The sequence below is a fragment of the Peterkaempfera griseoplana genome, from assembly GCF_001418575.1.
GTDB classification, from domain to species: Bacteria; Actinomycetota; Actinomycetes; order Streptomycetales; family Streptomycetaceae; genus Peterkaempfera; species Peterkaempfera griseoplana.
In genome coordinates this window covers 1-11784 of record NZ_LIQR01000077.1, presented here as the reverse complement: position 1 = coordinate 11784, position 11784 = coordinate 1, and the positions used below count along the sequence as shown (strand labels likewise).

The following is an 11784-nucleotide window of genomic DNA, read 5'->3' as shown; positions in this document are numbered from 1 at the left end:
GCCGCGGCCGTCGCTGCTCAGGCGTCGTAGACGTCGGCCTTGAAGGGGCGGACGCCCTCCGCCTCGGCGCCGGGCAGCAGCGAGTGGGCCTTGGCGAAGTGCTCCACGTCCACATCGTGCTCGCCCAGGAACTCGTCGATCACCGAGCGGATCTGCCGCACGATCGGGGTGGCGGCCCGGATCGCGTCATCGGCCATGAAACGGTGCGTCCACATCCGGTCCACCCAGGCGGAACGCAGCCCGAAGGGCTCGGGCAGCTTCAGCCGCCCGCCCAGCCAGTCCCGCACCACCGGGGTCCACATCAGCGGGGCACGTACGGCCAGCCGCACCACCTCGTCGGCGTTCACCACGGGGTGGTGGCCGGTCTCCTCCTTCCACGGCCTGCCGGGCCGGGTGAAGGTGAACTCCTTGGGGGAGGGCTTGGTGGTGAACAGCCCCGCGACCGGGCCCAGCGCGTGCCCGGTCACCTCCACCCGCAGGTAGTTGTGCAGCACGGTCACGGTGGTCAGCAGCGACACCACCAGCTGGCCCTTCCAGAGCACGAAGTGGGTGCCCTGGTAGTGCCGCGGCTCGTCGCCGAACTTCTGCGCGTTGCAGAGGTTCTGCATGGCGAAGTCCCGCATCCGCTGGCCGTCCATGGTCTCGGCGTTGTCGGGACGGGAGATCTCGTCCGCGTTCTCGCCGACCGGCCGAACCGCCCACTGGTGCAGCTGGGGGTGCGGCATACCGCCGTCGGAGACCTCGCTGCGCTCCAGCTGCCCCAGCCGCTCGGTGATCCGGCGCACCAGGTCCCACGGCCGGAAGGCGTGGAAGTCGGCCACGCCCTCCCGCGGGGCCAGCGGCCCGGTGAGGTGCCAGGCGCCCCAGCGGCCGCCCAGGCCCAGGATGCCCTTGGTGCCCGCGTAGTGCAGGACGTTGGTCTCCTGCTCGCCCGCCAGCCGGTCCAGCTGGTCGCGCAGCCCCACCGCCTTGGCGTCCCGCTCGTCCTTGGGGACGATCTTCGGCAGCATCGGGCCGAGGGCGTTGCCGTTCACCAGCCCCGCCCAGCGCTCCCGCATCCGCTCGGTGCTGCGCAGGCAGATCCGCTTGGCGACGAACCAGCCGATCACCGGCGCGACCATCATCACCCGCAGATACAGCCCGGCCAGCCCGGCGGCGGGCGGCCGCAGCACAAAGAGCCCACCCAGCACCGCGAGGACGAAGAAGACCAGCCCCCCGACCACGTCGGACCGCTTGGCGTCGGACCTCCTGAGCACCGCCCGCAGCTGGAAGGCCAGCAGCCAGAGCAGTGCGCCCGGCAGGAAGAGCACCCCGGACAGCACGGTCACCACCGTGAGCGCCCGGTCACGCTCGTTGCGCAGCTCCTGCGCCTCCAGACAGTGCTCCACCACCATCCGCGCGTCGGTGCCGAAGGACGGCACCAGCGGCTTGCGGCCGGTGCCCAGCGTCCGGGCGATGACCGCCTCGGTGAAGGCCTCGCCGAGGTTGGCGCGGAAGAGGGCGAAACGCGGAGCCTTGGGTGCGACGTCCGGCCGCAGCTTCACCAGGTCGTCCAGCGGACCGTCGCGGTAGGCGGCCGACGCCAGCGCCTGGGTGACCGCGGTCTGGGGCCCGGTGTCGAACCGGGGTATCTGCGCCCCGGGGGTCATGTCGAGCGTGGTCACAACGCCTCCCCCTCCTCCCCTGTCAGCGGCAGGCTACCGCGCCGCGCAGCGCCGCGCCGATCATCGACTGATCCGGTGTCACCCCGGGCGGGGGCGGCCGGTCTGGATGGTTCTCCCCGGTGGAGGGGCCTGGCATGCGCGGCGGCCGGTGGGAGAGGATCGGACCATGGCACCGCGACCTCTGCTCGTCTACGACGGCGACTGCGCCTTCTGCTCCAGCTGTGTGCGGTTCGCCGAGAGGTGGCTGGCCGATCCGGGCGTACCGCGCTGGGAGGCGACGCCCTTCCAGTTCGCGGATCTGGCCGCGCTGGACGAGGCCGCCGGCGGCCGGGGGCTGGTGACCGAGGGCCGGGCCGAGCAGGAGGTGCTCTGGGTGACGCCCTCGGGGCAGGTGCACGGCGGCGCCCAGGCGGTCGCCAGGCTGCTGATGCGCGCCGGGGGCGCGTGGGCGGTGGTGGGCGCCGTGCTGGTGCTGCCGCCGGGGCGCTGGATCGCCGCCGGGGCGTACCGGCTGATCGCCCGGAACCGGCACCGGATGCCCGGTGGCACCCCCGCCTGCGCACTGCCGCCCCCGCGGGCCTGAGGAACTCCCGGTCGGCTCCCGGACCGCCGTGCCGGGTACGCCCGGGATGCGTGGGGTACGGAGCGCGCCGGGGCCGGCGCCGTCCCCGCCGAGGAGGCGGCGCCGGCCCGCGGCGGACTCAGTGCTGGTGCTGGTGCTGCTCCGCTGCCTCGCGCAGCTTCGCCGCCAGCTGCGGCGGCATCGGCTCATGGCGGGCGTACGTGCGGGAAAACCGCCCGGTGCCGTGGGAGAGCGACCGCAGGTCCACCGCATAGCGGCTGATCTCCACCTCCGGCACCTCGGCCCGCACCACCGTCCGGCCGCCCGGCGGCACCGGCTCGGTCCCCAGCACCCGCCCGCGGCGGGAGGACAGATCGCTCAGCACCGCACCCACGTAGTCGTCCGGGATCAGCACCTGGACCTCGGAGACCGGCTCCAGCAGATGGATGACGGCCTGCGCGGCGGCCTCCCGCAGGGCCAGCGCCCCGGCGGTCTGGAAGGCGGCGTCGGAGGAGTCCACCGAGTGCGCCTTCCCGTCCACCAGCGTCACCCGGACGTCCACCATCGGGTACCCGGCGGCGACGCCCCTGGCGAGCTGGGCCCGTACGCCCTTCTCCACCGAGGGGATGAACTGCCGGGGCACCGCCCCGCCGACCACCTTGTCGACGAACTCGAAGCCCCCGCCCACCGGCAGCGGCTCCACCTCGATCTCGCAGATCGCGAACTGACCGTGCCCCCCGGACTGCTTCACATGCCGCCCGCGCGCCGCCGCCGCGGAGCCGAAGGTCTCCCGCAGCGGCACCTTGTACGGCACCGGGTCCACCTGCACCCCGTAGCGGGTGCGCAGCCGCTCCAGCAGGACGTCCGCATGGGCCTCGCCCATGCACCAGAGCACCAGCTGCCGGGTGTCCGGGTTCTGCTCCAGGCGCAGGGTGGGGTCCTCGGCGACCAGCCTGGCCAGCCCCTGGGAGAGCTTGTCCTCGTCGGCCTTGCTGTGCGCCTCCACGGCCACCGGCAGCAGCGGGTCGGGCATCTCCCAGGAGCGCATCAGCAGCGGCTGCTCCTTGGCGGAGAGGGTGTCGCCGGTCTCGGCCCTGGCCAGTTTGGCGATGCAGACGATGTCCCCCGCGATCGCCTTGGCGGCCGGGTGCTGGTGCTTGCCGAAGGGGGTGGAGAGCGCCCCGATGCGCTCGTCCACGTCGTGGTCCTCGTGGCCGCGGTCGGCCAGGCCGTGTCCGGAGACGTGCACCGCGGCGTCGGGCCGCAGCGTCCCGGAGAAGACCCGGACCAGGCTGAGGCGGCCCACGTACGGGTCCCCGCTGGTCTTGACGACCTCGGCGGCCAGCGGGCCCTCGGGATCGCAGGCGAGCGTCTGGTGGGTCCTGCCGTCCGGGGTGGTGACCGCCGGCACCTCGTGCTCCTCGGGGGAGGGGAAGGCGGAGGAGACCAGCTCCAGCAGCTCGACGGTGCCGATGCCGTGCCGGGAGCCCTCGGCGGGTGGCGCCGCGGCCAGCACCGGATGGAAGGAGCCGCGGGCGACCGCGCGCTCCAGGTCCTGGATCAGGGTCTTGACGTCCAGCGCCTCGCCGCCGAGATAGCGGTCCATGAGGGTCTCGTCCTCGCTCTCGGCGATGATCCCCTCGATCAGCCGGCCGCGTGCCGCCTCCAGGGCGGGCCGCAGCTCCGGGTCCGGTGCGCGCTCGGCGCGGGTGCCGCCGGAGTAGTCGAAGATCCGCTCGGTGAGCAGTCCCACCAGGCCGCAGACGGCCGGCTCGCCGTCGGGGCCCGGGGCGCCGCCGTGCAGCGGCAGGTAGAGCGGCAGTACGGTCTCGGGGTTCTCGCCGCCGAAGGCCTCCCGGCAGACCTCGACCATCCGGTCGAAGTCGGCGCGGGCGGTGTCCAGCTTGGTGACCACCACGGCGCGCGGCATGGAGACCGCGGCGCACTCGTCCCAGAGCATGCGGGTGGCCCCGTCCACCCCGTCGGCGGCGGAGACCACGAAGAGCGCGGCGTCCGCAGCACGCAGCCCGGCCCGCAGCTCGCCGACGAAGTCGGCGTAGCCGGGGGTGTCCAGCAGGTTGATCTTGATGCCGTCCCACTCCAGCGGGACCAGGGAGAGCTGCACCGACCGCTGCTGCCGGTGCTCGATGTCGTCGTAGTCGGAGATCGAGGTGCCGTCCTGCACCCGGCCGGCCCGGTTCACCGCTCCGGTGGCCAGGGCCAGCGCCTCCACCAGGGACGTCTTGCCGGCTCCGCTGTGGCCGACCAGCACCACGTTCCGCAGCTGCGTGGGCCGGTCGGCCGCCGGTGCCCTTCCGGCGGCTCCCGAGGTGTGGGATCCCTTGTCGGCCATGTGCCTCTCCTCCCGCTGGAAGCTGGGGGCCACTGCGCGTGCAGCGCAGGGCCGAGCACGCCACGGGAGAGCCGCGCCGGGTGGGCGGCGGCCGCCACCCGCGGTTCTTCGAGCTTTCCACCGTGCAGGCCCAGGGTCCATACGGAAGTCGTGCCGCGTACGCCGAAGGGGGTGCGCGGCCGGAGTGCGAGCGCCGCGCGGCTACCATGGGCCACCCGCGGATCCAGCGCGATCAGCCACCGGACCGGACCGCCGGGACCGGACCGCCGGGACCAGGCGGCCGGGACCAGACCAGTGAGATCGGAGCCGTTCGAAAGGCCATGCTCAACAAATACGCGCGTGCGTTCTTCACGCGCGTCCTCACGCCGTTCGCGTCGATGCTGCTGCGTGCCGGGATCAGCCCGGACGCGGTCACCCTCATCGGCACTGCGGGCTCCGTGGCGGGCGCGTTGGCCTTCTTCCCCCGGGGCGAGTTCTTCTGGGGGACGATTGTGATCACGCTCTTCATCTTCAGCGACCTGGTGGACGGCAACATGGCGCGGCAGGCCGGCCGCTCCAGCAAGTGGGGTGCCTTCCTGGACTCCACCCTCGACCGGGTCGCCGACTCGGCGATCTTCGCGGGGATCGCCATGTGGTACGCGGGCAAGGGCGACAATCTCGCGCTCTGCGCGGTGGCGCTGTTCTGTCTCGCCTGCGGCCAGGTCGTCTCGTACACCAAGGCGCGGGCGGAGTCCCTGGGCCTGCCCTGCGACGTCTCCGGACTGGTCGAGCGCGCCGAGCGGCTGGTGGTCACCCTGGTCGCGGCCGGGCTGGCGGGCCTGCACGGCTTCGGGGTGCCGTACGTCGACTGGCTGCTGCCGATCGCCCTCTGGCTGATCGCCGTGGGGAGCTTCGTCACCGTGCTGCAGCGGATCCTGACGGTGCGTCGGGAGGCCGCCGAGGCGGCGGCCCGGGAGGCGGAGACGGTATGAGGGAACGCCTGGTCGACTCGGCGTACGCACTGGGCTGGTCCGCGCTCAAGCACCTCCCCGAGCCCGCCGCCGCGGCCCTCTTCCGGAGAATCGCGGACACGGCCTGGAAGCGCCGGGGCAAGAGCGTGCAGCGGCTGGAGGCCAACCTCCGCCGGGTGCGCCCGCAGGCCGGCGAGGCGGAGATCAGGGCGCTGTCCCGGGCCGGGATGCGCTCCTATCTGCGCTACTGGATGGAGTCCTTCCGGCTCCCGGTGTGGGACGCCGACCGGATCGCCCGCTCCTTCGCCCCCGAGGGGGCCGAGGTGATCAGCAGCACCCTGGCCGAGGGCCGCGGGGTGATCCTCGCCCTGCCGCACATGGGCAACTGGGACCTGGCCGGCGCCTGGGTGGTCTCCCACCTGGGCCACCGCTTCACCACCGTCGCGGAGCGGCTCAAGCCCGAGTCGCTCTTCGACCGCTTCGTCGCCTACCGCGAGGGCCTGGGCATGGAGGTGCTGCCGCTCACCGGCGGTGCCGTCTCCACCATCGGCACCCTGGCCAAGCGGCTGCGCGACGGCGGGCTGGTCTGCCTGGTCGGCGACCGGGACCTGTCCGCGAACGGCGTCGAGGTGGACTTCCTGGGCGAACCCGCCCGGGTGCCCGCGGGCCCGGCGGCCCTGGCGGTGCAGACCGGTGCGGCGCTGCTGCCGGTCACCCTCTGGTACGACGGGACCCCGGTGATGAAGGGCACGGTGCACCCCGAGATCGAGGTGCCCGCGGAGGGCACCCGGCGGGAGAAGTCCGCGGCCATGACCCGGGCGCTGGCCGGGGTGTGGGGCGAGGCCGTCCGCAGCCATCCCGAGGACTGGCACATGCTGCAGCGGTTCTGGCTGGCCGACCTGCCCGCGGGCCGCCTCCCGGCCCCGGCGCAGGGATCCGTCGCCGGCGGCCCGGAAGGCAAGGGCCCGGAAGACGGGGGCGCTGAGGACAAGGGCGCGGACGCGAAGGGCCGCGACGCGAAGGGCCCGGGCGGCGCAGAGGGCTCCGACGAGGTGGCCGCCCGGTGAGGATCGGCATCGTCTGCCCCTATGCCTGGGACGTCCCCGGCGGCGTCCAGTTCCACGTCCGCGACCTGGCCGACCATCTGCTGCGGCTCGGCCACGAGGTCTCCGTGCTGGCCCCCGCCGACGACGACACCCCGCTGCCGCCGTACGTGGTCTCCGCGGGCCGCGCCGTGCCCGTCCCCTACAACGGGTCGGTGGCCCGGCTGAACTTCGGGTTCCTGTCGGCGGCCCGGGTGCGGCGGTGGCTGCACGACGGCCGCTTCGACGTGCTGCACATCCATGAGCCGGCCACGCCCAGCCTCTCGCTGCTGGCCTGCTGGTCGGCCAGCGGACCCATAGTCGCGACCTTCCACACCTCCAACCCGCGCTCCCGGGCGATGATCGCGGCCTACCCGATCCTGCAGCCCGCCCTGGAGAAGATCCGGGCCCGGGTGGCGGTCAGCGAGTACGCGCGGCGCACCCTGGTGGAGCACCTGGGCGGCGACGCGGTGGTGATCCCCAACGGGGTGGACGTCTCCTTCTTCGCCGACGCCGAGCCGGACCCCCGCTGGACCGGCGGCGCGCCGGCCGGAGAACCCGGCACCATCGGCTTCATAGGACGGATCAACGAGCCCCGCAAGGGCCTGCCCACCCTGCTGGCGGCGCTGCCCGCCATCCTGGCGGCCCGCCCCGGAGTGCGGCTGCTGGTCGCGGGGCGGGGCGACGAGGAGGAGGCGCTGGAGGGCGTCCCCGACGAGGTGCGCGGGCAGATCGAGTTCCTGGGCATGGTGAGCGACGAGGAGAAGGCGCGACTGCTGCGCAGCGTCGACCTCTATGTCGCGCCCAACACCGGCGGCGAGTCCTTCGGCATCATCCTGGTCGAGGCCATGTCCGCGGGCGCCCCCGTGCTGGCCAGCGACCTGGACGCGTTCCGTCAGGTGCTGGACGGCGGCGGCGCGGGCGAGCTCTTCCCGGTCGAGGACGCGGACGCGCTCGCCACGGCGGCGGTACGGCTGCTCGGCGACCCGGCGCGGCTGGCGGGACTGCGGGAGGCGGCCTCCCGGCATGTGCGGCGCTTCGACTGGGAGACGGTCGGTGCGGACATCCTCGCGGTGTACGAGACCGTGGCGGCCGGGGCCGCCGCGGTGGAGGAGGACGAGCGCAGCGGCTGGCTGGGCCGGCTCGGACTGGCCCGCGACTAGCGCTCGTCCGGCAGCACCCGCCCGGCCCCGCCGCCGGCCCGGCCCGCCGCGCGCCCACCGGGCACGGACACCGTCCTGCGGTGTCCGTGCGCCCGCTCCCCGAGGTCCGGCGGGCCGCGGGCCGCCCGGCGGCCGGTAGGGTGGCGCGCCGTGAGCACTTGGATCTGGGTCGCCCTCGCCGTTGTCGCCGTCGGGCTCTACCTCAGCTGGACGGCCGGGCGCCTGGACCGGCTGCACTACCGGATCGACGCCGCCCGGGCGGCGCTGGACGCCCAGCTGGTGCGGCGCTCCTCGGTCTCCCAGGAGCTGGCCACCTCCGCGCTGCTGGACCCGGCCGCCTCGATCGTGCTGTACCAGGCCTCGCACGCCGCCCGGCAGGCCGACCCGGAGCACCGCGAGCTCGCCGAGAGCGAGCTCAGCCAGGCGCTGCGGGCGGTCTTCGCCGAGCCGGAGCAGGTGGCCGCGCTGCGCGCCGCTCCCGGCGGGGAGGAGGTGCTCAGGGATCTCGCGGCGGCGGCGCGCCGGGTGCCGATGGCACGGCGCTTCCACAATGATGCCGTACGGGCGACGCGGGCGGTGCGCAGGCACCGCATCGTGCGCTATCTGCGCCTGGCCGGGCATGCGCCCTTCCCGATGGCGTTCGAGATGGACGACGAGGTGCCCGCGGTGCTCACCCCCGAGGGCGCGTCCCAGTAGCACCGACCGTCACCGGACCGTCACCTGACCGCGCCGCGGTGTCGCAGTGGAGCCCGCAAGCTGGACCTCGTGGAGCATCGGCTAGGGTCACGCCGGGCCTAGGATAGGCCTATCGCACCGATTCGTCTCCGAGTGAGGTCTTTCGTGTCCACCAGCACTCCCGCCACCCCGTCCCACGGCGAGGGCGACCAGCCCCAGGTCGGCACGGCCCGCGTCAAGCGCGGCATGGCCGAGCAGCTCAAGGGCGGCGTGATCATGGACGTGGTCACCCCCGAGCAGGCGAAGATCGCAGAGGACGCCGGTGCCGTGGCCGTCATGGCCCTGGAGCGCGTCCCCGCCGACATCCGCAAGGACGGCGGCGTCGCCCGCATGTCCGACCCCGACATGATCGACGGCATCATCAACGCGGTCTCCATCCCGGTGATGGCCAAGTCCCGCATCGGCCACTTCGTCGAGGCCCAGGTCCTCCAGGCGCTCGGCGTCGACTACATCGACGAGTCCGAGGTGCTCACCCCGGCCGACGAGCTCAACCACAGCGACAAGTGGGCGTTCACCACCCCCTTCGTCTGCGGTGCCACCAACCTGGGCGAGGCCCTGCGCCGTATCGCCGAGGGCGCCGCCATGATCCGCTCCAAGGGTGAGGCCGGCACCGGCAACGTCGTCGAGGCCGTCCGCCACATGCGGCAGATCCGCTCCGACATCCGCCGTCTCGCCACCCTCGACGAGACCGAGCTCTTCGTCGCGGCCAAGAACCTCCAGGCGCCGTACGAGCTGGTCAAGGAGGTCGCCCAGCTCGGCAAGCTGCCGGTGGTGCTGTTCAGTGCAGGCGGTGTGGCCACCCCGGCCGACGCCGCACTGATGATGCAGCTCGGCGCCGAGGGCGTCTTCGTGGGCTCGGGCATCTTCAAGTCCGGCGACCCCGCCAAGCGCGCCGCCGCCGTGGTCAAGGCCACCACCTTCTACGACGACCCGGACGTCATCGCCAAGGTCTCCCGCGGCCTGGGCGAGGCCATGGTCGGCATCAACTGCGACACCCTGCCCGAGGCCGAGCGCTACGCCAACCGCGGCTGGTAGTCCCCGTCCCGCAGCGGTCCGCCGCACCGGGCCCGTCCCGGCGCGGCGGACCGTACGCGTTGCCGGCGCCGCCCACACCCCCGTCCCGAAGAGGAATCCCGTGTCCAGCAGCACCCCCGTTGTCGGTGTCCTCGCCCTGCAGGGCGACGTCCGCGAGCACGCCGTGGCGCTCGCCGAGGCCGACGCGCTCGCCCGCCCGGTCCGCCGCCCCGAGGAGCTGGCCGACCTGGACGGACTGGTCATCCCGGGCGGCGAGTCCACCACCATGTCCAACCTGGCGCTGGCGTTCGGGCTGATGGAGCCGCTGCGGGCCCGGGTGGCCGAGGGGCTTCCGGTGTACGGCTCCTGCGCGGGCATGATCATGCTGGCCGACAAGATCCTGGACGGCCGCGACGACCAGCAGTCCGTCGGCGGCATCGACATGACCGTGCGGCGCAACGCCTTCGGCCGGCAGAACGAGTCCTTCGAGTCCCCGGTGGACTTCGCCGGCCTCGAGGGCGGCCCGCTGCACGGCGTCTTCATCCGCGCCCCGTGGGTGGAGTCGGTCGGCGCCGGGGTGCAGGTGCTGGCCGAGCTGTCCGGCGGCCCGGCCGCGGGCCGTGTGGTGGCGGTGCGCCAGGGCAACCTGCTGGCCACCTCCTTCCACCCCGAGCTCACCGGCGACCACCGGGTGCACGCGTACTTCGTCGACCTGGTCCGGGCCGCCGCGCGCTGAACTCCGGCGGTTCCGGCAGGGGGGCCGGGTCTCGGTAGGATCAGTCTGTTCGTTTCCGTTGGATGACGTTGTAAGGAGCCAGGCGATGTCCGGCCACTCCAAATGGGCCACCACCAAGCACAAGAAGGCCGTGATCGACGCCAAGCGCGGCAAGCTCTTCGCGAAGATGATCAAGAACATCGAGGTGGCGGCCCGCACCGGCGGTGGCGACCCGGCAGGCAACCCCACCCTCTACGACGCCATCCAGAAGGCGAAGAAGAGCTCGGTCCCGAACGACAACATCGACCGCGCCGTCAAGCGCGGCTCCGGTGCCGAGGCCGGCGGTGCGGACTACAGCACCATCATGTACGAGGGCTACGGCCCCAACGGTGTCGCCGTGCTCATCGAGTGCCTCACCGACAACCGCAACCGCGCCGCCTCCGACGTGCGCGTGGCCATGACCCGCAACGGCGGCTCCATGGCCGACCCCGGCTCGGTCTCGTACATGTTCACCCGCAAGGGCGTGATCATCGTCCCCAAGGCCGGTCAGCTCACCGAGGACGACGTCCTCACCGCCGTGCTGGAGGCCGGCGCCGAGGAGGTCAACGACCTCGGCGACGCCTTCGAGGTGGTCAGCGAGGCCTCCGACCTGGTCGCGGTCCGCACCGCGCTGCAGGACGCCGGCATCGACTACGACTCGGCCGACGCCAACTTCGTGCCCAGCGTGCAGGTGGAGCTGGACGCCGAGGGAGCCCGGAAGATCTTCAAGCTGATCGACGCCCTGGAGGACAGCGACGACGTGCAGAACGTCTTCGCCAACTTCGACGTCTCCGACGAGGTCATGGCCGAGGTCGACGCCTGATCCCCGCGGACCCGCCGTACGGCCCGGCCGCCCACCGCGGGCAGCCGGGCCGACGCGCACCCGGCGGGGCGCGGCACCCCGCTGTCCGACCCTGCCGATAGCCTCGGGTTCTCGAACAGCCATCGACCGGAGAGGCGGCGACCGCGTGCGCGTACTTGGCGTGGACCCCGGGCTGACCAGGTGCGGAGTCGGCGTGGTCGACGGCGGGCCGGGCCGTCCGCTGCGGATGGCCGGCGTCGGCGTGGTGCGCACCCCGGCCGACAGCGACATCGGCCACCGGCTGCTGCTGATCGAACAGGGCCTGGAGGAGTGGCTGGGCGAGCACCGCCCCGACGCCGTCGCGGTCGAGCGGGTCTTCGCCCAGCACAACGTCCGTACCGTGATGGGCACCGCCCAGGCCAGTGCCGTCGCCATGCTCTGCGCCACCCGGCGCGGCCTGCCGGTGGCCCTGCACACGCCCAGTGAGGTCAAGGCCGCGGTCACCGGCAGCGGCCGCGCGGAGAAGGCCCAGGTGGGCGCCATGGTGACCCGGCTGCTGCGGCTGGACGCACCGCCCAAGCCCGCCGACGCCGCCGATGCGCTGGCCCTGGCCATCTGCCACCTGTGGCGCGGCGCCGCGGGTGACCGGCTGGCCGCCGCGGTGGCCCGCTCCGCCCGTCCGGCCGCCCGCCTCCCCCGCACCGG

The 11784-nt window shown here is 73.5% G+C and carries 11 protein-coding genes; 9 read left to right on the top strand and 2 right to left on the bottom strand.

The window, feature by feature from the left end; genetic code table 11:
- Positions 1 to 17: 17 nt before the first annotated feature.
- Positions 18 to 1664 carry a hypothetical protein gene (locus tag AOK09_RS06025; RefSeq protein ID WP_245687143.1) on the bottom strand — a complete coding sequence of 549 codons (1647 nt, stop codon included), beginning with the start codon at positions 1662 to 1664 and terminating at the stop codon, positions 18 to 20.
- A gap of 166 nt (positions 1665 to 1830) precedes the next feature.
- On the opposite strand from AOK09_RS06025, the gene AOK09_RS06020 reads away from it, so the two are divergent.
- Entirely contained in the window at positions 1831 to 2247 is a 417-nt protein-coding gene (locus tag AOK09_RS06020) for a thiol-disulfide oxidoreductase DCC family protein (RefSeq protein WP_055586069.1), read from the top strand.
- 118 nt (positions 2248 to 2365) lie between these two features.
- On the opposite strand, the gene AOK09_RS06015 is transcribed toward AOK09_RS06020, so the two are convergent.
- Positions 2366 to 4579: an elongation factor G-like protein EF-G2 gene (locus AOK09_RS06015; protein WP_055586068.1), complete on the bottom strand. Its 2214-nt coding sequence runs from the start codon at positions 4577 to 4579 to the stop codon at positions 2366 to 2368.
- Positions 4580 to 4899: 320 nt separating this feature from the next.
- Between AOK09_RS06015 and pgsA the strand changes: the two genes are divergently transcribed.
- The 8 genes from pgsA to ruvC all read left to right on the top strand — a co-directional run.
- On the top strand, positions 4900 to 5550 hold the full coding sequence (pgsA, locus tag AOK09_RS06010) for a phosphatidylinositol phosphate synthase (RefSeq protein ID WP_055586081.1): 651 nt from the start codon (positions 4900 to 4902) through the stop codon (positions 5548 to 5550).
- On the top strand, positions 5547 to 6596 hold the full coding sequence (locus AOK09_RS06005) for a phosphatidylinositol mannoside acyltransferase (RefSeq protein WP_055586067.1): 1050 nt from the start codon (positions 5547 to 5549) through the stop codon (positions 6594 to 6596). The genes pgsA and AOK09_RS06005 overlap by 4 nt, the downstream gene beginning before the upstream one ends.
- On the top strand, positions 6593 to 7774 hold the full coding sequence (locus AOK09_RS06000) for a glycosyltransferase family 4 protein (protein ID WP_055586066.1): 1182 nt from the start codon (positions 6593 to 6595) through the stop codon (positions 7772 to 7774). The genes AOK09_RS06005 and AOK09_RS06000 overlap by 4 nt, the downstream gene beginning before the upstream one ends.
- A 150-nt stretch (positions 7775 to 7924) precedes the next feature.
- Positions 7925 to 8470, top strand: coding sequence for a LemA family protein (locus AOK09_RS05995; RefSeq protein WP_055586065.1), 546 nt, complete (start codon positions 7925 to 7927; stop codon positions 8468 to 8470).
- A gap of 144 nt (positions 8471 to 8614) precedes the next feature.
- Complete coding sequence (gene pdxS, locus AOK09_RS05990; protein ID WP_055586064.1) at positions 8615 to 9544, top strand: pyridoxal 5'-phosphate synthase lyase subunit PdxS; 930 nt, start codon at positions 8615 to 8617, stop codon at positions 9542 to 9544.
- Positions 9545 to 9644: 100 nt separating this feature from the next.
- Entirely contained in the window at positions 9645 to 10259 is a 615-nt protein-coding gene (gene pdxT / locus AOK09_RS05985; protein WP_055586063.1) for a pyridoxal 5'-phosphate synthase glutaminase subunit PdxT, read from the top strand.
- An 85-nt stretch (positions 10260 to 10344) separates the two neighbouring features.
- Positions 10345 to 11100, top strand: coding sequence for a YebC/PmpR family DNA-binding transcriptional regulator (locus AOK09_RS05980; RefSeq protein ID WP_055586062.1), 756 nt, complete (start codon positions 10345 to 10347; stop codon positions 11098 to 11100).
- A 145-nt stretch (positions 11101 to 11245) separates the two neighbouring features.
- Positions 11246 to 11784: crossover junction endodeoxyribonuclease RuvC (ruvC, locus tag AOK09_RS05975; protein WP_055586080.1), on the top strand; the 539-nt coding region annotated here is incomplete at its 3' end.